The organism is Erwinia rhapontici (assembly GCF_020683125.1).
GTDB lineage: Bacteria > Pseudomonadota > Gammaproteobacteria > Enterobacterales > Enterobacteriaceae > Erwinia > Erwinia rhapontici.
On record NZ_CP085627.1, the window covers coordinates 1,398,869 to 1,420,275 of the forward strand.

Consider the following 21,407-nt stretch of genomic DNA (forward strand, 5'->3'; position numbering starts at 1 on the left):
TACAAGTATAACCAGGCCGTGAAGACAAATGACAGACTTTTTTGGAGCAAGCAATGGCAACTCGTTGGACCCTTTCTCAGGCACAGGCGCTGTTTGATAAACCTTTTCTCGAACTGATGTTTGAGGCGCAGCAAATCCATCGCCAGTACTTTGATCCGCGTCAGGTGCAGGTCAGCACGCTGCTGTCGATCAAAACCGGGGCCTGCCCCGAAGACTGTAAATACTGTCCGCAAAGCTCGCGTTATAAAACCGGGCTAACCTCCGAACGCCTGATGGAAGTGGAGGAGGTGCTCAGTTCAGCGCGTAAAGCCAAGGCCGCCGGATCCGGACGCTTCTGCATGGGCGCCGCATGGAAAAACCCGCACGAGCGCGATATGCCTTACCTGGAGCAGATGGTGCAGGGGGTAAAAGCGATGGGGATGGAGACCTGCATGACGCTGGGCACCTTGAGCGAGCAGCAGGCGCAGCGACTGGCGCATGCCGGGCTGGATTTTTATAACCATAACCTGGATACCTCGCCGGAGTTTTACGGCAGCATCATCACCACCCGTAGCTATCAGGAGCGACTGGATACGCTGGGCAAAGTGCGCGATGCCGGGATCAAAGTCTGTTCCGGTGGCATCGTCGGGCTGGGAGAAACAGTCAGCGATCGTGCTGGCCTGCTGGTGCAGCTGGCCAACCTGCCAACCCCGCCGGAGAGCGTGCCAATCAATATGCTGGTCAAAGTCAAAGGCACCCCGCTGGCGGATAACGATGACGTCGATCCCTTCGATTTTGTACGCACCATTGCGGTGGCGCGCATCATGATGCCGCGTTCCCATGTGCGCCTCTCTGCCGGGCGTGAGCAGATGAGCGAGCAAACCCAGGCGATGTGCTTTATGGCCGGAGCCAATTCGATTTTCTACGGCTGCAAGCTGCTGACCACGCCAAACCCGGAAGAGGACAAAGACCGGGTGTTGTTCCGCAAGCTGGGCCTGAACCCGCAGCATACGGAGACGGAAAGCGGGGATAACGAGCAGCAACAGGCGCTGGCAGCCCAGTTGATGACTGCGGATACCGACCTGTTCTACAACGCGGCGCTGTAATGAGCTGGTCACAGCGTATTGAACAGGCACTGACCGCCCGGCGCAGCAGCGGGCAGTACCGCCAGCGCCACCCTAGCCAGCAAGGGGATGCACGCAGCCTGCGGGTGGCGGGGCAGGACTATCTGAACTTCTCAGCGAATGATTACCTCGGATTAAGCCACGATGCCCGCATCATCAGCGCATGGCAGCAGGGCGCTGCACGCTATGGCGTTGGCGCAGGCGGTTCGGCGCATGTGACCGGCTATCGCGCCCCTCAGGCCGCACTGGAAAGTGAGCTGGCCGACTGGCTGGGATACGATCGCGGATTACTGTTTATTTCAGGATTTGCGGCGAACCAGGCCGTTATCACGGCGATGATGGCGAAAAATGACCGGATCTTCGCCGATAAGCTGTGCCATGCCTCGTTGCTTGAAGCCGCCAGCCTTAGCCCGGCGACGCTGCGGCGCTTCGCGCATAATCAGTCGTCGGCACTGGCGCAGCTGCTGGTTCTGCCTGCCAACGGCGAAACGCTGGTTGTGACGGAGGGGATTTTTAGTATGGACGGCGACCGCGCCCCGCTGGCAGAACTGCATCAGCTCTCTCTGGCACAGGGCGGCTGGCTGCTGGTGGATGATGCGCACGGTATCGGCGTCTGCGGCGAGCACGGGCGCGGCAGCTGCTGGCAGCAGGGGGTGAAACCGGAGCTGCTTATTGTCACCTTCGGCAAAGCCTTTGGTGTCAGCGGCGCAGCGGTGCTGTGCAATGAGGACACTGCCGAGTACCTGCTGCAGTTTGCCCGTCACCTGATTTACAGCACCGCGATGCCGCCTGCGCAGGTCTGCGCACTGCAGGCGGCCCTCGGCTGTATCCGGCAAGGCGAGGGTCTGCGCGAGCAGCTGTCGGCCAACATTCACTACTTCCGCCAGCAGGCGGCTGGTTTGCCCTGGTCACTGGCATCCTCCGACAGTGCCATCCAGCCCCTGATGGTCGGTGATGAACAGGCGGCGCTGACGTTGTCGCAGCGGCTGCGTGAACGCGGCTGCTGGGTCAGCGCCATCCGCCCCCCCACCGTGCCGCCGGGGACGTCACGTCTGCGTATTACTCTCAGTGCGGCTCATCGCACGGAGGATATCGATCGGCTTCTGGAGGCTCTCCATGCAGCAAACCGTTGATAAGCAGGCCGTAGCGGCAGCCTTCGGGCGCGCAGCACACTGCTATAACCAACATGCGGATCTTCAGCGTCAGTGCGGTGAACACCTGATGGCGCTGGCACGCCCCGGTCACACGCTGCAGGTGCTGGATGCTGGCTGTGGCACCGGCTGGTTCAGCCAGCGCTGGCGTGCTGCCGGGCATCAGGTCACGGCACTGGATCTGTCGGAAAAAATGCTTCAGCAGGCAGCGAACAGCCACGCTGCGGACCATTACCAGCCCGGCGATATCGAGGCGCTGCCGTTTGCCGATGCCCGCTTTGATCGCTGCTGGAGCAATCTGGCCGTTCAGTGGTGCAGCGATTTGTCACAAGCGCTGCGTGAGCTGCAACGGGTGACGAAACCGGGCGGTCAGGTGCTGTTCTCTACGCTGGCAGCCGGGTCACTTACTGAAGTAGAGCAGGCCTGGCAGGTGCTCGGACGGGCGGCACCGGTTAACGCGTTTGCCAGCCTGAGCAGGATTAAACAGGCGGCGGCGGGCAGTGCACTGACGCTGACCCCTTACACGTTGACGCTGGCCTTCCCGGATGTCCTGAGTCTGCTTCGTTCCTTAAAAGGCATCGGTGCCACCCATCTGCATCAGGGCCGCGAAGAACGGCCGCTGAGCCGCGGGCAACTGCAACAGCTTGAACAGGTCTGGCCGCGTGATGTGCGCGGTTGCCTGCTCAGTTATCAACTGGTTTCAGGAGTGATGGAACGTGAATAAACGCTGGTTTGTGACCGGAACGGATACTGAAGTGGGAAAAACTGTGGCCAGCTGTGCGTTACTCCAGGCGGCACGGGCCGCGGGCTATCGCTGTGCAGGCTATAAGCCAGTTGCCTCCGGCAGTGAGATCACCCCGGAAGGGATTCGTAATGAAGATGCTCTGGCATTGCAACGTAACAGCGCGGTCAGGTTACCCTACGATGTGGTGAATCCGCTGGTTTTTGTTGAACCGACCTCACCGCATATTATCAGTGCCGTGGAGCAGCGGCCGATTACCGCCCAGCAGCTTTCTGACGGGCTTGATGCGGTGGAACAGCAGGCGGATTGGGTGCTGACGGAGGGGGCGGGTGGTTGGTTTACGCCGCTGTCGGACAACCTCACGTTTGCCGATTGGGTACAGCAGATGCAGCTGCCGGTGATTCTGGTGGTGGGGGTGAAGCTGGGATGTATCAACCATGCGCTGCTGACCGTACTGGCGGTACAGTCTGCCGGTTTGCCGCTGGCAGGATGGATTGCGAACGGTATTCAGCCGCCGGGTCAACGGCATCAGGAATATCTGGCTACGCTGAAACAACGTATCCCCGCACCGTTACTGGGTGAAATCCCGCATCTGACCGGGCAGGGGAGAGAGGATTTAGGGCGTTTTATTACGCTACCTTGAGGCTGACTGGCGGACCAGAAAACAGGGGCCGCCCCTACGATATCCTGTAGGGGGAACCCCTTTTTTCCGGTCGACCCGTCGTCATTACACCGTCAGCCATGTATTCACCATGCTGTCATTCAGTTGGGCAACTTTGCCATGGGCGACATTGCGCCCGCGATGCAGCAGCAGGAAGTAATCGGCCACGCGGCGAATAAACGACAGGCGCTGCTCCAGCAACAGAATCGTCATGCCGAAGTCGTGATTCAGACGATGGATCAGATTGCCCATCTCCTCTTCCAGCCAGGGTGACATCCCCTCCGTCGGCTCATCCAGAATCAGCAGCTTCGGTTGCAGTACCAGCGCACGTGCCAGCGCCAGTTGCTGTTGCTGGCCAATCGGCAGCTCGCCGCTGCGCTGATGGCGCAGAGAGTAAAGCGCCGGAAACAGATCGTAAACCATCGGCGGGATTGCGCGATGGCGCGCCATACCTGCCCCTGCCAGCAGGGCAATTTGCAGGTTCTCTTCAATGGTCATCTGCGAAAAAATCTGGCGCCCTTGCGGCACATAGCCAATGCCCAGCGACGCGCGTTTCTCTACCGGTTGCAGTAACAGATCCTGCGGCGGGCCGTTATCTTCCTGCCAGATCATGGAACCGCTGTTGATGGGCAGGTGTCCCATAATGCAGTTCACCAGCGTGGTTTTACCCATTCCCGGCTGGCCGATAATGCCGGTGCAGGTGCCAGGTTGCAGATCCAGGTCAACGTCCCACAGAATGTGGTTTTGCCCATAAAATTGATTAATAGAACGTAAACTGAGCATCTGACACTCTCCTTCAGACAGTTATCGATCGCACCTGTTTTGCTTACGCTCTTTGACGTCAGGCAAACAGTCCGGCATTGATAAAAATGCCCGCGGCTTAGCGCTTTTCGCTTTGGTGTGATGAAAGCGTGAGGCGGTACTGATATAGCTTGCAAATAGCAGGCCAGTTCGGAAAAAGGCCAAAAATACACAAAGTGGTAACATTGACGGCAGGTATTGGTGAGCGACGCTAAACAATGGCTCGTGGTCAACCGCGCGCTGCACCGGGCCAGTGCCGCAGGTGAAACAGTCATGGTGCAACTGCCATGTAAAATAGCAGAGCCGAAAATGTGAGGTGATAATTCGACAGGCGCACGTGGCTCAAAACGGTGCATAAGTTGCCCGTTTATCCTTGCTGCTGCCCCCTTTGCGTGACGAAAAAAAAGCAAAAAAAAATATTTGGCGGTCAGATGGGAGCGTGGGGACGATTTATACACATCAGACGGGTCAGGCGCTGAAAACAGTTATCCACTATTCCTGTGGATAACCTTGTGCATTAACGTCTGAAAACCTGCGCAATGCGAGAGCGGACGCGGCTTTGGCTCGGGTTGGTGTGAAACTCGGCTTATTGATAAAATATAGTTAAATCAATTGTTTATTTAAAATCAATACAGGTAAAAATCCTGGGTTGATCCATCAGCGCTTTTGGCGGGCGGCTATTGACAAATGTTAAAAGGCTAAACTATCTGGGGATAAGCCTCTCAGACACTTTCCGCATACGTTTGCGCACCGGGCGGCAAAAGTGCGGCTTTGCGTTTCTTTGAAGCAGTATGAAAAATACCTGGGATTTTATCCAGCCTTTTTTGCTGGCAAAATCGTCACGGCAGAGTAGAATTACAGTCCGGTTCGCGTCCCTCTTCATCAGGTAGCCTGTTATGAGCAAAGTGTTTAAACTCAACTCCGATTTCAAACCTTCTGGCGATCAGCCGGAAGCGATTCGCCGCCTGGAAGAGGGGCTGGAAGATGGCCTGGCGCATCAAACGTTATTGGGCGTAACCGGATCAGGTAAAACCTTTACGATTGCCAACGTGATTGCCGATCTCAATCGACCGACGATGGTACTGGCACCCAATAAGACGCTGGCGGCACAGCTTTACGGCGAGATGAAAGAGTTCTTCCCTGATAACGCGGTGGAGTACTTTGTCTCTTACTACGACTATTACCAGCCTGAAGCCTATGTCCCCAGTTCTGACACCTTTATTGAAAAAGACGCCTCGGTAAACGAACATATTGAGCAGATGCGTCTTTCTGCCACCAAAGCCCTGCTCGAACGGCGGGATGTGATTGTGGTGGCCTCCGTTTCAGCGATTTACGGCCTGGGTGATCCGGACCTCTATCTGAAGATGATGCTGCACCTGTCTCGTGGCATGGTCATCGACCAGCGCGCGATCCTGCGTCGGTTGGCCGAGCTGCAATACACCCGTAACGACCAGGCTTTCCAGCGTGGCACGTTCCGCGTACGCGGTGAAGTGATCGATATCTTCCCGGCAGAGTCTGACGACTATGGGCTGCGTATTGAGCTGTTTGATGAAGAAGTCGAACGTTTATCCATTTTCGATCCGCTGACCGGGCAGATTGAATCGGTGGTACCGCGTTACACCATCTACCCGAAAACGCACTATGTGACACCGCGTGAGCGCATTTTGCAGGCGATGGAAGAGATCAAAGTGGAGCTGGTCGATCGCAAACAGGTGCTGCTGGCCAATAATAAATTGCTGGAAGAGCAGCGCATCAGCCAGCGCACTCAGTTTGATCTGGAAATGATGAACGAGCTGGGTTACTGCTCGGGCATTGAAAACTACTCTCGCTATCTTTCCGGGCGTGGGCCTGGTGAGGCACCGCCTACGCTATTTGACTATTTGCCTGCTGATGGCCTGCTGGTCATTGATGAGTCCCACGTGACGATCCCGCAAATCGGCGGGATGTATCGCGGTGACCGGGCGCGTAAAGAGACGCTGGTGGAGTACGGTTTCCGTCTGCCATCAGCGCTGGATAACCGTCCGATGAAGTTTGAAGAGTTTGAAGCGCTGGCGCCGCAAACTATCTATGTGTCCGCGACGCCCGGAAACTATGAGCTGGAGAAGTCGGGCGGTGATGTGGTGGACCAGGTGGTGCGTCCCACCGGCCTGCTTGACCCGACCATTGAGGTGCGCCCGGTGGGGACGCAGGTGGACGATCTGCTGTCTGAAATCCGTAAACGCGTAGTGATAAACGAGCGCGTGCTGGTCACGGTGCTGACCAAACGTATGGCAGAGGATCTCACCGAATATCTGGAAGAACACGGCGAGCGGGTGCGTTACCTGCACTCAGATATTGATACCGTGGAGCGTGTGGAGATTATCCGTGACCTGCGACTCGGTGAGTTTGATGTGCTGGTGGGGATTAACCTGCTGCGTGAAGGGCTGGATATGCCCGAAGTGTCGCTGGTGGCGATCCTCGATGCGGATAAAGAGGGCTTCCTGCGATCTGAACGCTCACTGATCCAGACCATAGGCCGTGCGGCGCGTAACCTTAACGGTAAGGCTATCCTCTACGGTGATAAAATCACGCCGTCTATGGCACGTGCGATCAGTGAAACGGAACGGCGTCGTGAAAAGCAGGAGCAGCACAACCTGGAAAACGGCATTGTACCGCAGGGCCTGAATAAGAAAATTGCGGACATTCTGGAGTTGGGCCAGGGGCTGGCGAAGAACAAAGCGAAGGTGCGCAGCATGAAAGGGCGCAGCATTGTGGAAGACGATCCCGAATATGTTGATCTGTCGCCGGGTGGATTGCAGAAACGCATCCATCAGTTGGAAGCTCAAATGCAAAAGCATGCACAGAATCTGGAGTTCGAAGAGGCCGCCCAGGTACGCGACCAGCTTCACAAGGTGCGCGAGCTGTTTATCGCGGCATCCTAGCGCTGGGCTGACCCGATTCTGTAGTGGCGACCCCTGAGGGATCCCCACAAAACAAGACCTGCATTATTTGCAGCCACCTTCTTTTCCGGTCGGCCAGTGACGCGGGCCTGCACGATGGTTCAGGTCAACGTCAAGGGCGTTTCGCTTTCCCGCTGCGCTTCCTCAGCGCTGCTGAATGCCGCCTCAACGTCAAAATCCAGGTCAAAACCCAGATCCAAAATCCTGATTCAAATCAATCCGCAGAGACTGTCACATGGTGGGGGTTGTAATACCTACAGCGAGCAGACGTTCTGCGGGGATGGGGCCAGTTTGAGGTAAGCCGGACGTCACGCGGCAGGGACGCCGCGTGCCGAGGCCCGCATGGATGCGGCAGTTGCCGATCCGGCGTGCTCAAACTGGCCTCAGACCTGAAGCCGAATGATCAGACATTAATTTTTCCGGTCGCCCCGTCTCTACACCATTGCCTGCACTGCGTGCTCCAGCGCCAGACGTAGCAACTGGCGATCGTGGCGATACGGAATATCCCCGGCCTCCAGCGGTTCCTGAATGATCAGTCGCCCGTCGAGTTGGCTGCTGTCGACCTTTGGCCCCAGCACCAGCGCATCAATCACACGTTTGCCTATCGCCTTCTCCATCATGGCCAGCTTATCGGTGACCGTCAGCTTCGCGGCCGCCGGGCTGAGTTCTTTCCCGAGATTACCAATAAACACCATCGTGGCCGGCGTGCGGCGCAGGGCCTGAGCAATCTCAGGCAGCAGCAGAACGGGCATCAGGCTGGTGTAAAAACTGCCCGGACCAATCAGGATCAGGTCAGCTTCGCCAATGGCCTCCACCGCTTCACGCGTGGCGCTGACTTTGGGCGCGAGCATCAGCTCCTGCGGCGGTTGTATCATCTGATCAATTTCAGTTTCGCCGTATATCAGATGGCCTTCTTCATCCAGCGCCACCAGGTCAACCGGCTGCTCGGACATTGGGATCAGGAATGCATCCACCTTCAGCAAATTGCGGATCAGATTGATAGCTTCAAACGGCCTGACGCTGAGGTGATCGAGGGCTTTCAGCATCAGGTTACCGAGGTTATGCCCTGCCAGCTCACCGTTACCGGCAAAACGGTACTCAAACATGGCGGAAGCAACGCTCGGTTCGGCGATCAGCTGATTCAGGCAATTACGCATATCGCCCCAGGCGATACCGCCTTCAGAGCGGCGTATACGCCCGGTGGAACCCCCGTTATCGGTGGTGGTGACAATGCCGGTCAGGCGGGAACCCAAAGGTGAAAGGGCGGACATCACACGGCCCAGACCGTGTCCTCCCCCTAATGCCACCACGCGGTCGAGGTCAGCTAACGTGCGATTTCGCATAATATCCATTCGTCATGTGATGAAACTGTTATGAGCCTTATTTTACGCTAAACGTCCGCTAAAATGCGGGGAAAATGCGTTATATATAATAATACATAGCGAAATACTGCGCTGGTAACCCTGCTGTATTAGCGCTAACATTTGCGCTATCACGGTTTACCGATGTTCGGTGAATCACACTTAAGCCCTGATACCTGTGTCCTGCTGGATATGGTGTCCTGGCCGCAACCGTTGAGTTGCCAGGGTGCAGAAAGAAATGACTGCATCTCCCTATCTGGAAAGGTGTCACAGGTGCCACAATTTACTGATAACTTCGCGCGCAGGTTTTATTACCTGCGCCTGTCGATCACCGACGTGTGCAATTTCCGTTGCACTTACTGTTTGCCCGACGGTTACAAGCCGCAGGGCGCGCAGAACAAAAGCTTCCTGTCGCTGGATGAAATCCGCCGCGTCACACGTGCCTTCGCCGCAGCAGGTACGGAAAAAGTGCGCCTGACGGGCGGTGAACCTTCCATGCGCCGTGATTTTACCGAGATCATCGCGGCCGTGCGTGAAAATCCTTCCATTCGTCAGATAGCCCTCACCACCAACGGCTATCGCCTGAAGCGCGATGTCGCGCAGTGGCGTGCTGCCGGGCTGACCGCGCTGAATGTCAGTATCGACAGCCTGGATGCGCGCCAGTTTCATGCCATCACCGGGCAGGATAAATTTGATGACGTGATGCGCGGGATTGATGCGGCCTTCGACGCCGGATTCAGCAAGGTAAAAGTCAACACCGTACTGATGCGTGACGTCAATCATCAAAGCCTCGATACCTTCCTCGACTGGATACGCACCCGTCCCATTCAGCTGCGTTTTATCGAACTGATGGAAACCGGTGACGGTGGTGCACTGTTCCGCAAACACCATGTATCCGGGCAGGTGATCCGCGACCAGTTAGTGCAACAGGGCTGGGTGCAGCAACTACGCGCCCGCAGTGACGGCCCGGCGCAGGTGTTCAGTCATGCGGATTATCAGGGTGAAATTGGCCTGATCATGCCGTATGAAAAAGACTTTTGCGCCAGCTGTAACCGTCTGCGCGTCTCTGCGACGGGAAATCTTCATCTCTGCCTGTTTGGCGATGGCGGTGTGCCACTGCGCGATCTGCTGGCCGATGACAGCCAGCAGGCCGAATTACAGGCGCGTATTGCCGGTAGCCTGACGACGAAGAAAGAGACGCATTTTCTCCATCAGGGAAATACCGGTATTACACAAAATCTCTCGTTTATCGGCGGCTAACAGCCGACGATACAGGCGTTAATCTAAGGAGTATATATGGGCAAAGGATCAACGGATTTTATCCCCCTTAACGTGGCGGTACTCACCGTCTCCGATCGCCATACGACTGAAACTGACAGCTCCGGCGACTATCTGCGCGAAGCGCTGGCAGAGGCCGGGCACCACACGGTGGAGAGCGGTATCGTGGCGGATAACCGCTACGGTATTCGTGCTGAAGTCTCGCGCTGGATCGCCAGCGATAATGTGCAGGTGGTGCTGATTAACGGCGGTACGGGGTTTAACGAGAAAAACGCCACGCCGGAGGCATTACTGCCGCTGTTCGATCGCGAGATTGAAGGCTTTGGCGAACTGTTCCGCATGATCTCCTATGAGGATATTGGCACATCTACCCTGCAATCGCGCGCGGTGGCCGGTTTAGCCAATAACACGCTGATTTTCGCCATACCGGGATCCACCGGCGCCTGCCAGCTTGCCTGGGAGCGCATCATTCAAGATCAGCTCGATGCCCGCACCCGTCCCTGTCACTTTGTTTCGCATGTGAAGAAGCCGTAAATGTCTCAGTTAACGCATATTAATGCCGCCGGAGAGGCGCATATGGTGGATGTGTCCACCAAACAGGAAACCGTGCGTGAAGCACGGGCAGAAGCCTATGTCGTCATGCGTCCTGAAACGCTGCAAATGATTATCGATGGCAGCCACCACAAAGGGGATGTGTTCGCCACGGCGCGCATCGCCGGTATTCAGGCGGCCAAACGGACCTGGGAGTTGATCCCGCTGTGCCATCCGCTGCTGCTGAGCAAGGTTGAAGTGTCGTTAAGCGCCGAACCTGAACATCACCGGGTTCGCATTGAATCGCTGTGCCGCCTGACGGGGAAAACCGGGGTTGAGATGGAAGCGCTGACGGCAGCATCGGTCGCTGCGTTAACGATTTACGATATGTGCAAAGCCGTGCAGAAAGATATCACCATTGAGCAGTGTCGCCTGTTAAGTAAGAGCGGCGGGAAATCCGGTGATTTCCAGGCGGTGGCCCATGATTAACGTGCTGTTTTTCGCCCAGGTGCGCGAACTGGTCGGTATTGATCGCCTTGAACTGCCCGCGGAATATCAGAATGTCGAAGCCCTGCGTAGTCAGCTGGCGCAGCAAAGCGATCGCTGGGCGCTGGCGCTGGAATCCGGCAAGCTACTGGCCGCGGTTAATCAGACGCTGGTGTCGATGCAGCATCCTGTTCGTGCCGGGGATGAAGTTGCCTTCTTCCCACCGGTCACCGGGGGCTGAAATGGATACCCGTATTCGCGTGGGCAGTGCGCCCTTCAGCATGAGTGATGAGTACCAGTGGCTGGCGGCATCCGATCTTGACGGTGCCGTGGTGACGTTCACGGGCAAGGTGCGCAACCACAATCTGGGGGATAATGTCAGCGCGCTGAGGCTGGAACACTATCCCGGTATGACCGAAAAAGCGCTGGCAGAGATTGTCGAAGAGGCGCGCGCCCGCTGGCCGATGCAGCGTGTGACGGTGATCCATCGTATTGGCGAGCTGTTCCCTGGCGATGAAATCGTGCTGGTGGGGGTTAGCGGTGCGCACCGGGGAGCGGCGTTTGCCGCCGCAGAATTTATCATGGATCAGCTAAAGACCCGTGCCCCGTTCTGGAAACAGGAAGCCACCGCTGAAGGTGACCGCTGGGTTGCCGCGCGTGACAGCGACCATCAAGCCGCAGACCGCTGGAAATAGCGTATTTATCATGTTGACTCTGCCTTGAGGATTTTCATGCGCCGGATTGAACTGCATCATCTTTTGCCGCTGGCCCTGCTGGTGCTGGCGGGTTGTAGCCATCAGCCGTCGGACAAGGCATCTCAGCCGCGCCCGACCGATGTAAAAGCCGATATTGCCCGTCTGTTACCTGCGGGCGTTAGCGATCGTCAGGGATGGACGCAAGATATTTTCGTGGCATTTAACAGCCAGAATATCGTGCCCGACGTCAGCAATATCTGCGCCGTCATTGCGGTGACCGGACAGGAATCTAACTTCAGCGCCGATGCCACCGTGCCGGGTCTGCCAAAAATTGCCTGGGCGGAGATAGATCGCCGTGCCGGGCAAATGCATATTCCGTCCTTCCTGGTGCGCACCGCACTGATGATCAACTCACCGACCGGCAAAAGTTATGCCTGGCGTCTGGATCACGTCAAAAGTGAGAAAGAGCTGAGCGCGGTATTTGATGATTTTATCGATATGGTGCCAATGGGACAGAAGCTGTTTGGCAACCTGAATCCAATCCACACGGGCGGGCCGATGCAGGTCAGTATTGCCTTCGCGGAAGCCAATGCTAAAGGGTATCCGTATCAGGTGGACAGTTCTGTTCGCCGCGAAGTCTTTTCCCGCCGGGGAGGCATGTGGTTTGGCACCCGGCACCTGCTTGGCTATCCGGCTAATTATCCGTCGCCGCTGTATCGCTTTGCCGACTTTAATGCAGGCTGGTACGCCAGCCGTAATGCGGCATTTCAGGCGGCAGTGTCGCGATTAAGTGGCATTAAGCTGGCGCTGGATGGTGACCTGATCAACTACGGTTCCGACAGTGCAGGATCGACCGAGAAGGCGGTACGTACTCTGGGTAAGCGGCTGGATTACAGTGACCGGGCGATTCGCCGTGCGCTGGAGAAAGGCGACAGCATCGATTTCGAGAAAACCGATCTGTGGAAGTCGGTATTTGCTCTGGCTGAGAAAGATGCCGGGAAAAAGCTGCCGCGCGAAGTGTTACCGGGAATCAAGCTGGAGAGTCCGAAGATTACCCGTAATCTCACCACCGCGTGGTTTGCCCAGCGGGTGAACAGCCGATATCAGAGCTGTATCGGTCGTCATTAACAGGGACGGGCATGCCCGTCCCCTACCGCTGTCTTACACTGATTGCAGTTTGAAAATCTGCACCGTCTGCGCCAGCGTCTTCGCCTGATCTTCCAGCGAAGCCGCAGCCGCGGACATCTCCTGAACCAGCGCGGAGTTTTGCTGCGTTGCGCCATCCATCTGGTTCACGGCGACCGTTACCTGACCAATACCCTGTGATTGCTCATCCGAGGCATGCACAATTTCCCCGATAATGGTTTTCACCGAGTTCACCGCCTGGGTCATCTCCTGCATGGTTTTTCCGGCGCTCTGCACCAGCGTCACCCCCTGATCAACACGTTGAGTCGATTCGCTGATCAGGGCAGAAATGTCTTTCACTGCGTTGGCACTTCGCTGCGCCAGATTGCGCACCTCTGCCGCCACAACGGCAAAACCACGCCCCTGTTCCCCGGCTCGTGCAGCTTCAACCGCCGCGTTCAGCGCCAGGATGTTGGTCTGGAAAGCGATACTGTTGATAATGCTGGTGATAGCACCGATTTTCTGTGAACTTTCATCGATCTGTTGCATGATCTTCACCACCTGCGACACCAAATGCTCACCGCGTTGGGCAATATCCGTGGCATTTTCGGTCAGTGCCGTGGCCTGATGCGCGTTATCGGCGTTATGTTTTACCGTCGCTGTTAACTGCTCCATGCTGGCTGCTGTCTCTTCCAGCGCTGCCGCCTGCTGCTCGGTACGGGAAGCGAGGTCAAGGTTGCCGCTGGCAATCTCTTCTGCACCCTGGCGCACGGAATCACTGGCCGAAATAATCTCACCGACCATATTGCGCAACTGATGCTGCATGGTCTGCATGGCGAAGAAAATACTCTGCTGATCGTTCTCTTTCACCGGAATATTGGCGCTGAGATCGCCTTCCGACACGGCCATGGCGATATCTGCCGCCTGACGCGGTTCGCCACCAATAGGCGTTGCCACTTTACGGCTGAAGATCACGCCCAGCACGCCGCACACCACGATGATACTGATCAGCATCATTGCCACTGCGTACATTAACTGGCGGTTAGCGGCAGCCATCACCAAATCAACCGGAGCGACAACGCTGAGATACCATGAAGCTTTGCTGTTACCGACGGTCACCGGACGCCAGGTTTGCAGCACCTCTTCGCCCAGTACCGGATCAAAGCGTTCGACCATTTTGGTGGTGAAGCCGTCAGTTTCGCCTTTGTACTGCTTACCGGCATCCGCTTTATTCGGACTGGAAACCACTTTACCGGCGGTGGAAATCAGCATGGCATAGCCGCTGCCTTCCCAGGGTTTGATTTTACTGACACGCTCTTGCAGCGAGGCGAGGGAGATATCAGAGGTGGTGACCGCTTTCAATTTACCGTCATCGACAATGACCGCAGAAACCGACGTCAGCAGGGTAGGGATGCCGTTATAAGCGTAGCTATAGGGTTCGGTCAGGGTGTCGCGCTCAAGTTTGCGCGGCACCAGGTAGTAGTCACCCTGGCCTGGTGTCAGGAACGATCCCATAAAGTGCGCTTTATAGTTTCCTGCCTGGTCACGGTCAACAAAACGGGCAAAACGCCCGGCGGGCGGCGATCCTGGCTGGCTGGCGAACTCGGCATCGCGGCCATCAAAGGCATCAGGTTCGAACACGACCGACATCGACAGATAGCTTGGGTTAAGTTTCAGGGAGTAGATCATCTGCTGTTCTGCAATAGCACGATCGCTGATGCCAGAGGCACGCAGAGCGACCAGGCTCTGTCCCATCGATGTGGCGACAGTACGGGCATAATCCAGCTCATTCTGTACGGCCAGTGCCTGGCTCTGGGCGATCTGACCGAGATATTCTTCTGCCAGTTTCCTTTGCTGTTGGCTGGACTGCCAACTGAGCAGTCCAATCGTCACGCTGAAACCGAGGGTGATAGTCAGCACCCCGGTCAGCAGCATCAGTGTACGGGTACTCATTTTCTTTTTTGGAACCGACTGACTCTGCATCTGACTTCCCCCGATGTGGCAATAATGTGATCGCTATGTGTCTTCTTGTAACTAAAATTCCCTGTAAGCGATCTATCGGCAGAAGCTGCACAATCTTTATCCGCTTATTGTCTCACTCCGTAATAACTTCAACAGGTAATCAATCTGGCAAAAAGAGCACGGTTGCAGGGTGGCGGAGCGGGTGGAGTTTGTGCCAAGCTAATAGCGGATCTAACCGTAATTTCATTCACCTTTTAAGGGGAGCATCATGGACCGATATCCACGTTCCAGTGATTCAATCGTACAGCGCGCCAGCACCGGCCTGTCTGTTTATATGGCGCAGGTCTACGGCTGGATGACCTGTGGACTGCTGTTAACCGCCTTTATCTCCTGGTATGCGGCCAATACGCCGCAGGTGATGGAACTGGTGTTTGCCAATCGTATTACCTTCTTTGGCCTGATTATCGTCCAGTTGGGACTGGTGTTTGTGCTGTCGGGGATGGTGCATAAACTCAGCGGCACCGTTGCCACCGGGCTGTTTATGCTCTATTCGGCGCTGACCGGACTGACGATGGCGAGTATTTTCCTCGTGTATACCTACTCTTCCATTGCCAGCACTTTCCTGGTGACGGGCGGGATGTTTGGTGCCATGAGTCTGTGGGGCTACACCACGAAACGCGATCTGAGCGGAATGGGCAGTATGCTGTTTATGGCGCTGATCGGCATCGTACTGGCATCACTGGTGAACATCTGGCTGAAGAGCACGGCGCTGATGTGGGCGGTAACCTACATTGGGGTAGTGGTGTTTGTTGGTCTGACGGCGTATGACACCCAGAAGCTGAAAAATATCGGTGAAGGGATCGACGTTAATGATAAAGAGAACCTGCGTCGCTTCTCCATTATGGGGGCGCTGACGCTGTATCTCGACTTTATCAACCTGTTCCTGATGCTGCTGCGGATTTTCGGCAACCGCCGTTAAAACCAGAGTGGGCGAGGCGCGCCTCGCCCCTACGTGTCTGCATGTCCCGCAGGGGGCAGGCGCGTATCTGAATTCACGTAGGGGTCAGGCGCGTATCTGAATTCACGTAGGTATCAGGCGCGTATCTGAATTCACGTAGGGGTCAGGCATGCCTGACCCGCTATCATTACGTTGACAAATTCTTTGCCCGTAACGATTTCGCCCGGCCTTCCAGCCATAAATACAGCACCAGCGCCAGCAGCAGCGGGGCAATAAAATAGAGCACTCGATAGGCCAGCAGCGCGGCGATAATCGCACCATGCGAAATCGGTTCACCACGCAATAACGCCAGGAACACCGCCTCCAACACGCCAATTCCGGCCGGAATATGAATGATTACCCCGGCAATACTGCTGATCAGCAATACGCCCAGCACCTGCGGGAAATCCACTTTCTGCATTAACAGCAGCCAGATAATGGCGCCCATCACCAGCCAGTTGGCGCTGGATACCGCAAACTGAATCAGCGCCATTCGCAGTGACGGGAGCGCCAGCTTCTGTCCTTTGATCGTCCAGCGCCGTTTTTTTGAGAATGCACACAGCGCCAGATAAGCCACGACAAAAGCCAGCAGTGCGAAGCCCGTGATACGCAGGGTACCGGCACCGATAAACCAGCCGCCTGGCACGCTGACCATACCGGCGCTGAACACCACGCCGGCCACCAGAACATAACCCAGCCAGTTAGTCGCGATACTCAGTGAGAAGATGCGCGTAATGGTGCTGCCGTCCAGCCCCAGCCGTGAGTAAAGGCGATAGCGCATCGCTACGCCTCCGACCCAGGTACTGAGCGTCAGGTTAAAGGCGTAACAGATAAACGACACCAGCATCACCTGTCGTTTTTCCAGCTTATGTCCGCAGTAGGCGCGGCCGATCAGGTCATACAGACCGTAAGTCAGGTAACTGACTATCACCAGCGCCACTGAGCCTAAAATGGCCAGCCGGTTATAATTGACCACCACATTCCAGACATCGGCCCAGTTCACCTGGCGGGCGTAGACCACCAACAGCACAATAACAGCGATAAAAAACAGCCAGGTGAGGACTTTTCGCGTACGTTTCCAGAGTAACGAGGAGGTTGCCATCAGGGTTTTGCCCCTTCGTTTTCCGGTTCAACGCGATCCTGAGTTTCCATCTCCGGCTGAACCAGTGGAGGCACCTGGGCCAGTTTCGGCGTATGGGCCGGCAGCCAGCCTGCAATTGCCGGGAAGTGGCGCAGAAAGTGGAACACCACCACATTTTTAGTGAGCTGCCACCAGCTGCGTGACGGTAGCTGACTTTCCTGCACCCGCTGACAGTCGGCTGACAGCAAGCCCTCCAGCTTATCACGCACCTGCTGATTAAATGCACGATCGTGGATCATTAAATTAGCTTCCAGATTTAGCGACAGACTCAACGGATCAAGGTTACTGGAGCCCACCGTTGCCCACTGGCTGTCCTGCACCGCGATTTTGGCATGCAGCGGGCGACGGCAATACTCATAGACTTCCACGCCCCCCTCCACCAGGTAGTTGTACAGCAGCTCGGCACCCACTTTGACAATCGGCATATCCGGTTTGCCCTGCACGATAAGGCGCACGCGCACTCCGCGCCGCGCCGCCTGACGCATCTCACGCAGCAGGCGATAGCCGGGAAAGAAATAGGCATTGGCGATGATCACATCCTGTCTGGCATTTTTCAGCATTTCGATATAATGCTGTTCAATATCATCGCGGTGCTGATGGTTATCACGATAAACCAGCAATGCCTGGGCATCCCCTGGCGTGGCATTGTGCGCCGGACGGTGAGAACGGTGTCCCCACCAGCGGTAATGTTTTTGTTCGCTGCCGATCTCCTGCTGCACATAGTGTGCAATATCGTCAACAATCGGGCCTTTCACCTCAACGGCATAATCCTGCTTGGCCTCCGGGCCAAAGCTGGCGTTATGCTCTGCGGAATAATTGATGCCCCCGACGAAAGCGATGGTGCCATCGACGACCACGATTTTACGGTGCAGGCGGCGGAACAGGTTGGTGCGCATCCCCAGCACCAGCGGACGCGGATCATAATAGAGAAAACGTACCCCCTGCGATGTCAGGCTGTGCACGAACGCGTCAGAGAGGTCCGGTGAACCATATCCATCCACCATCATCTCAATTTTTACCCCGCGCTGCGCGGCCGCCAGCAGTTCCTCATGGAGGGCGTTACCCACGTCATCCTCAAACAGGATAAACGTCTCCAGCAGCAGGCTGTGCTGTGCGCGGCGGATCGCCCCAAATACCCGGGGGAAAAATTCTTCACCGTTTTCCAGCAGCGTAATCTGGTTGCCCTCACGCCAGTTCAGATTCATAGGTGGATCTCCACGGCGAGCGGGGCATGATCGGAGAGATGTGCCCACGGGCGTAACGGGATGGTTTGCGGATGGCTAATGCCCGCATTGCGCACATAGATACGGTCAAGCCGCAGCAGAGGAAAGCGGGCAGGGAAGGTGCGAGCCGGACGGCCATTTTTGCGGCTGAATACCTCTTCCATCCCCGCCTCACGCTTCAGAATGGCATTCGCCCGCTGGCGCCAGTCATTGAAATCGCCGGCGATCACCACCGGCGCTTCCGGCGGCAATTCATTGACCAGCTGACACATCATGCGCAACTGGGCCGAACGGTGCGCCTCGCGCAGACCAAGATGTACGCAGAGAATATGCAGCGTAACGGGGGAGTCCGGCACCTGAATCTGGCAATGCAAAATGCCGCGTTTTTCCGTGCCCGCAACAGAGATATCCCGGTTTTGATAATCGACGATCGGCAGACGTGATAACACGGCGTTGCCGTGATGCCCCTCCGGATAGACCGCGTTGCGCCCATAGGCAAAGTCTTTCCACATGGTATCCGCCAGAAATTCGTAATGAGGGGTTTCAGGCCAGTCAGCAACGCGTAACTGATGCAACGCATGGCTGCCCATCACTTCCTGTAACAGCACAATATCCGCCCCGGTGTTGCGAACGGCATCACGCAGTTCAGGCAAAATAAAGCGACGGTTAAAGGCGTTAAAACCCATATGTGTATTGATCGTCAGGACTTTAAATGAAAATCCTTGCGCTTTTTGTGACATACTGATGACGCTACCTTCATAACTAATGAAGGATAAAGTGTAGTCTTTGTCACAAAAGTGTGGCGGGATATGCGTTAATTTGCAGCATAATCCGAAAACTACGTTAGTCTGAGGAAATATGTTACTGGCCTGTGTCAGTAACCCGCTTGGGTAACCTTTAACGGAGGTTGCCAGGAGAAGAGCATGAAATGGTCTAATCGTATTCAGATTGTCACCGGACAAAACTGCGTACATATCGCACTGCACCTGCTGCTGATTGCTGCGCTGGTGTGGGGGTGGAAACATCAGGCCTTGTTACAGGTCAGCACGATTTTACTGGCGATGTATGTCAGCGTGTTTGCCGCGATGTTATTGACCCAGCGTTTGCCGCGTCTGCGGCGTATTGGCGATTTTCTGGAAGACGTGACCACCACTTACTATTTTGGTGCCGCAATGCTGGTGCTGTTGGTGCTGTCACGAGTCATCCATAATAACCTGCTGCTGTGTGCCGCAGGGGTCGTTATGTTAGCTGGCCCTGCGCTGGTCTCCCTGCTGGTGAAAGAGCGGGTGCAGCCGAGTCAGCGCCCACGCTAAACCCCAACGGGCCACTTCGGTGGCCCGTCTGTTTTATGGCCTTTCTCTCCGTCGTTTCAATCACTCTGCCAGCGTTAGCAATACCACCACGACCACCACGTGCTGCAGTGTTACCAGGGCCGTCATCACTTCATAAACCTCCTGCATGACAAAAGTGTTGTTACGTTAATGCGCTGTATGCAACAGCAAGCGATCGTTTGTGCACTGTTACAGGCTGTAGCGCATTTTCGGATAACACGATAAGAATAACTCCCTGTGCAGCGTAGGGATCTGTTATAATGCCCGGCTTACGCACCGTGGTTTGTGCTCTCATTCAAGCGTCAGGAATGATCCTGGCGTCAACTCTCCCCCTGGAAACTACACCGCTATGCGGTCAGGGCGGATCCGGAGTCAGTCAACTTTATGTCATTTGATTCTCTCGGCCTTAACGCCGATATTTTGCGCGCTGTTGCAGAACAGGGCTATAACGAGCCGACGCCTATTCAGCGCCAGGCTATCCCGGTAGTCCTTGCTGGCCGCGACCTGATGGCCAGCGCACAGACCGGTACCGGTAAAACCGCAGGTTTCACCCTGCCACTGCTGCAGTTGTTAAGCAGCAACAACCCGCACCCTAAAGGCCGTCGCCCGGTGCGCGCACTGATTTTGACCCCGACCCGCGAACTGGCGGCTCAGGTGGGCGAAAACGTGCAGGAATACAGTAAATATCTGGATATGCGTTCGCTGGTGGTCTTCGGCGGCGTGAGCATCAACCCGCAGATGATGAAACTGCGCGGTGGTGTGGATGTGCTGGTCGCGACCCCGGGTCGCCTGCTGGATCTTGAGCACCAGAACGCTCTTGATCTGTCTCAGGTGGAAATCCTGGTTCTGGACGAAGCGGACCGTATGCTGGATATGGGCTTCATCCACGACATCCGTCGCGTGCTGGCAAAACTGCCTGCAAAACGTCAGAACCTGCTGTTCTCTGCCACTTTCTCTGATGAGATTAAAACCCTGGCGGAAAAACTGCTGCACAACCCGGAACAAGTGTCCGTGGCGCGCCGCAACACGGCTTCTGAGCAGGTGACGCAGCATGTGCATATGGTTGATAAGAAACGTAAGCGCGAGCTGTTATCCTTCCTGATTGGTCGTGACAACTGGCAGCAGGTGCTGGTGTTTACCCGTACCAAGCACGGTGCTAACCATCTGGCTGAACAGTTAAATAAAGACGGCATCACGTCTGCTGCTATTCACGGTAACAAGAGCCAGGGCGCACGTACCCGTGCACTGAGCGACTTTAAAGACGGCAAAATTCGTGTGCTGGTGGCAACGGATATCGCTGCCCGTGGTATCGATATCGAAGAGCTGCCACACGTAGTGAACTACGAACTGCCAAACGTGCCGGAAGACTATGTACACCGTATTGGTCGTACCGGTCGTGCGGCCGCAGTGGGTGAAGCGTTGTCACTGGTGTGTGTGGATGAGCTGAAGCTGCTGCGTGATATCGAACGCGTACTGAAGCGTGAAATCCCGCGTATGGCGATTGACGGCTACGAGCCAGACCCAAGCATCAAAGCAGAACCGATCATCAACGGTCGCCAGCAGCAGCGTGGCGGAGCCGGTGGCGGCGGTGGACGTGGTCGTGGCGGCCCGGGCCAGGGTCAACGCAGTAACAGCGGTGGCGATCGCAGTGCCAGCGGCAGTCGTACCGGTAACGGCGGCGGCGGCAATGGCGGCGAACGTCGTCAGGGTAATGCGAATGGCAGCAGTGCAGGAGCCCCACGCGGCGCTCGCCCTGAAGGCGGTAACGCTGGCGCACCACGCGTCAACAAAACCCGCCCACGTCGTTCTAACCCGGCGAACAACGGCTAATTAATCAGGGGGAAGCGCCCGCTTCCCCCTTTGCTCACCCATCCCACAGG

The 21,407-nt window shown here is 56.2% G+C and carries 20 protein-coding genes and 1 riboswitch; of the genes, 14 read left to right on the forward strand and 6 right to left on the reverse strand.

Going from position 1 to position 21,407, the window contains the following annotated elements:
- The first annotated feature begins 53 nt into the window (after positions 1-53).
- Genes bioB through bioD form a run of 4 tightly spaced genes read left to right on the forward strand, consistent with a single transcriptional unit; the run spans position 54 to position 3,639 of the window.
- Entirely contained in the window at positions 54-1,085 is a 1,032-nt protein-coding gene (bioB, locus tag LJN55_RS06690; RefSeq protein WP_171149348.1) for a biotin synthase BioB, read from the forward strand.
- Positions 1,085-2,236: an 8-amino-7-oxononanoate synthase gene (gene bioF / locus LJN55_RS06695; protein WP_133841183.1), complete on the forward strand. Its 1,152-nt coding sequence runs from the start codon at positions 1,085-1,087 to the stop codon at positions 2,234-2,236. The genes bioB and bioF overlap by 1 nt, the downstream gene beginning before the upstream one ends.
- Entirely contained in the window at positions 2,220-2,978 is a 759-nt protein-coding gene (gene bioC, locus LJN55_RS06700; protein WP_227535894.1) for a malonyl-ACP O-methyltransferase BioC, read from the forward strand. Before bioF ends, bioC begins: the two co-directional genes overlap by 17 nt.
- Positions 2,971-3,639 carry a dethiobiotin synthase gene (bioD, locus tag LJN55_RS06705; RefSeq protein ID WP_227535895.1) on the forward strand — a complete coding sequence of 223 codons (669 nt, stop codon included), beginning with the start codon at positions 2,971-2,973 and terminating at the stop codon, positions 3,637-3,639. The genes bioC and bioD overlap by 8 nt, the downstream gene beginning before the upstream one ends.
- 84 nt (positions 3,640-3,723) lie before the next feature.
- On the opposite strand, the gene LJN55_RS06710 is transcribed toward bioD, so the two are convergent.
- The gene (locus tag LJN55_RS06710) at positions 3,724-4,440 is read right to left on the reverse strand and encodes an ABC transporter ATP-binding protein (protein WP_227535896.1); all 717 of its coding nucleotides are present in this window, start codon (positions 4,438-4,440) and stop codon (positions 3,724-3,726) included.
- Between the two features lie 914 nt (positions 4,441-5,354).
- Between LJN55_RS06710 and uvrB the strand changes: the two genes are divergently transcribed.
- The gene (uvrB, locus tag LJN55_RS06715) at positions 5,355-7,379 is read left to right on the forward strand and encodes an excinuclease ABC subunit UvrB (RefSeq protein WP_200640957.1); all 2,025 of its coding nucleotides are present in this window, start codon (positions 5,355-5,357) and stop codon (positions 7,377-7,379) included.
- Between the two features lie 452 nt (positions 7,380-7,831).
- On the opposite strand, the gene LJN55_RS06720 is transcribed toward uvrB, so the two are convergent.
- Positions 7,832-8,740, reverse strand: a complete 909-nt coding sequence (locus tag LJN55_RS06720) for a gluconeogenesis factor YvcK family protein (RefSeq protein WP_227535897.1) — start codon at positions 8,738-8,740, stop codon at positions 7,832-7,834.
- Between the two features lie 165 nt (positions 8,741-8,905).
- Positions 8,906-9,041, forward strand: a riboswitch (molybdenum cofactor riboswitch).
- Here LJN55_RS06720 and moaA point away from each other — a divergent pair.
- From moaA to LJN55_RS06750, 6 genes are all read left to right on the forward strand, one after another.
- A complete protein-coding gene (gene moaA / locus LJN55_RS06725; RefSeq protein ID WP_133841177.1) occupies positions 9,032-10,018 on the forward strand; it encodes a GTP 3',8-cyclase MoaA in 987 nt (328 codons plus the stop codon). Its footprint overlaps the riboswitch before it by 10 nt.
- 36 nt (positions 10,019-10,054) lie before the next feature.
- Positions 10,055-10,570 carry a molybdenum cofactor biosynthesis protein B gene (moaB, locus tag LJN55_RS06730; protein ID WP_167864904.1) on the forward strand — a complete coding sequence of 172 codons (516 nt, stop codon included), beginning with the start codon at positions 10,055-10,057 and terminating at the stop codon, positions 10,568-10,570.
- A complete protein-coding gene (gene moaC, locus LJN55_RS06735) occupies positions 10,571-11,056 on the forward strand; it encodes a cyclic pyranopterin monophosphate synthase MoaC (RefSeq protein WP_159338069.1) in 486 nt (161 codons plus the stop codon).
- Positions 11,049-11,294: a molybdopterin synthase sulfur carrier subunit gene (gene moaD, locus LJN55_RS06740; protein ID WP_200640949.1), complete on the forward strand. Its 246-nt coding sequence runs from the start codon at positions 11,049-11,051 to the stop codon at positions 11,292-11,294. Before moaC ends, moaD begins: the two co-directional genes overlap by 8 nt.
- Before the next feature lies 1 nt (position 11,295).
- The gene (moaE, locus tag LJN55_RS06745; RefSeq protein WP_159338070.1) at positions 11,296-11,748 is read left to right on the forward strand and encodes a molybdopterin synthase catalytic subunit MoaE; all 453 of its coding nucleotides are present in this window, start codon (positions 11,296-11,298) and stop codon (positions 11,746-11,748) included.
- A 36-nt stretch (positions 11,749-11,784) separates the two neighbouring features.
- Positions 11,785-12,876, forward strand: a complete 1,092-nt coding sequence (locus LJN55_RS06750; protein WP_227535898.1) for a DUF1615 domain-containing protein — start codon at positions 11,785-11,787, stop codon at positions 12,874-12,876.
- 33 nt (positions 12,877-12,909) lie between these two features.
- On the opposite strand, the gene LJN55_RS06755 is transcribed toward LJN55_RS06750, so the two are convergent.
- Entirely contained in the window at positions 12,910-14,856 is a 1,947-nt protein-coding gene (locus tag LJN55_RS06755; RefSeq protein ID WP_227535899.1) for a methyl-accepting chemotaxis protein, read from the reverse strand.
- Between the two features lie 247 nt (positions 14,857-15,103).
- On the opposite strand from LJN55_RS06755, the gene LJN55_RS06760 reads away from it, so the two are divergent.
- Complete coding sequence (locus LJN55_RS06760; RefSeq protein ID WP_133841170.1) at positions 15,104-15,814, forward strand: Bax inhibitor-1/YccA family protein; 711 nt, start codon at positions 15,104-15,106, stop codon at positions 15,812-15,814.
- 166 nt (positions 15,815-15,980) lie between these two features.
- On the opposite strand, the gene LJN55_RS06765 is transcribed toward LJN55_RS06760, so the two are convergent.
- Genes LJN55_RS06765 through LJN55_RS06775 form a run of 3 tightly spaced genes read right to left on the reverse strand, consistent with a single transcriptional unit; the run spans position 15,981 to position 18,936 of the window.
- On the reverse strand, positions 15,981-16,934 hold the full coding sequence (locus LJN55_RS06765) for a lysylphosphatidylglycerol synthase domain-containing protein (RefSeq protein WP_227535900.1): 954 nt from the start codon (positions 16,932-16,934) through the stop codon (positions 15,981-15,983).
- Positions 16,934-18,178 (reverse strand): cardiolipin synthase ClsB, encoded by a 1,245-nt coding sequence (clsB, locus tag LJN55_RS06770; RefSeq protein WP_227535901.1) that lies wholly within the window; start codon positions 18,176-18,178, stop codon positions 16,934-16,936. Before clsB ends, LJN55_RS06765 begins: the two co-directional genes overlap by 1 nt.
- On the reverse strand, positions 18,175-18,936 hold the full coding sequence (locus LJN55_RS06775; RefSeq protein WP_133841167.1) for an endonuclease/exonuclease/phosphatase family protein: 762 nt from the start codon (positions 18,934-18,936) through the stop codon (positions 18,175-18,177). Before LJN55_RS06775 ends, clsB begins: the two co-directional genes overlap by 4 nt.
- Positions 18,937-19,119: 183 nt before the next feature.
- On the opposite strand from LJN55_RS06775, the gene LJN55_RS06780 reads away from it, so the two are divergent.
- The gene (locus LJN55_RS06780; RefSeq protein WP_133841166.1) at positions 19,120-19,509 is read left to right on the forward strand and encodes a YbhQ family protein; all 390 of its coding nucleotides are present in this window, start codon (positions 19,120-19,122) and stop codon (positions 19,507-19,509) included.
- A 402-nt stretch (positions 19,510-19,911) separates the two neighbouring features.
- Entirely contained in the window at positions 19,912-21,357 is a 1,446-nt protein-coding gene (gene rhlE / locus LJN55_RS06785) for an ATP-dependent RNA helicase RhlE (RefSeq protein WP_133841165.1), read from the forward strand.
- Positions 21,358-21,407: the final 50 nt, after the last annotated feature.

What these genes read in the sequence shown, in the direction of transcription:
- moaE (WP_159338070.1), top strand. Translation starts at nt 11,296, where the DNA reads ATGGATACCCGTATTCGCGTGGGCAGTGCGCCCTTCAGCATGAGTGAT.
- LJN55_RS06760 (WP_133841170.1), top strand. Translation starts at nt 15,104, where the DNA reads ATGGACCGATATCCACGTTCCAGTGATTCAATCGTACAGCGCGCCAGC.
- moaD (WP_200640949.1), top strand. Translation starts at nt 11,049, where the DNA reads ATGATTAACGTGCTGTTTTTCGCCCAGGTGCGCGAACTGGTCGGTATT.
- LJN55_RS06710 (WP_227535896.1), bottom strand. Translation starts at nt 4,440, where the DNA reads ATGCTCAGTTTACGTTCTATTAATCAATTTTATGGGCAAAACCACATT.
- LJN55_RS06775 (WP_133841167.1), bottom strand. Translation starts at nt 18,936, where the DNA reads ATGTCACAAAAAGCGCAAGGATTTTCATTTAAAGTCCTGACGATCAAT.
- bioC (WP_227535894.1), top strand. Translation starts at nt 2,220, where the DNA reads ATGCAGCAAACCGTTGATAAGCAGGCCGTAGCGGCAGCCTTCGGGCGC.
- LJN55_RS06720 (WP_227535897.1), bottom strand. Translation starts at nt 8,740, where the DNA reads ATGCGAAATCGCACGTTAGCTGACCTCGACCGCGTGGTGGCATTAGGG.
- moaB (WP_167864904.1), top strand. Translation starts at nt 10,055, where the DNA reads ATGGGCAAAGGATCAACGGATTTTATCCCCCTTAACGTGGCGGTACTC.
- uvrB (WP_200640957.1), top strand. Translation starts at nt 5,355, where the DNA reads ATGAGCAAAGTGTTTAAACTCAACTCCGATTTCAAACCTTCTGGCGAT.
- LJN55_RS06765 (WP_227535900.1), bottom strand. Translation starts at nt 16,934, where the DNA reads ATGGCAACCTCCTCGTTACTCTGGAAACGTACGCGAAAAGTCCTCACC.
- LJN55_RS06780 (WP_133841166.1), top strand. Translation starts at nt 19,120, where the DNA reads ATGAAATGGTCTAATCGTATTCAGATTGTCACCGGACAAAACTGCGTA.
- bioF (WP_133841183.1), top strand. Translation starts at nt 1,085, where the DNA reads ATGAGCTGGTCACAGCGTATTGAACAGGCACTGACCGCCCGGCGCAGC.
- LJN55_RS06755 (WP_227535899.1), bottom strand. Translation starts at nt 14,856, where the DNA reads ATGCAGAGTCAGTCGGTTCCAAAAAAGAAAATGAGTACCCGTACACTG.
- rhlE (WP_133841165.1), top strand. Translation starts at nt 19,912, where the DNA reads ATGTCATTTGATTCTCTCGGCCTTAACGCCGATATTTTGCGCGCTGTT.
- LJN55_RS06750 (WP_227535898.1), top strand. Translation starts at nt 11,785, where the DNA reads ATGCGCCGGATTGAACTGCATCATCTTTTGCCGCTGGCCCTGCTGGTG.
- clsB (WP_227535901.1), bottom strand. Translation starts at nt 18,178, where the DNA reads ATGAATCTGAACTGGCGTGAGGGCAACCAGATTACGCTGCTGGAAAAC.
- moaC (WP_159338069.1), top strand. Translation starts at nt 10,571, where the DNA reads ATGTCTCAGTTAACGCATATTAATGCCGCCGGAGAGGCGCATATGGTG.
- bioB (WP_171149348.1), top strand. Translation starts at nt 54, where the DNA reads ATGGCAACTCGTTGGACCCTTTCTCAGGCACAGGCGCTGTTTGATAAA.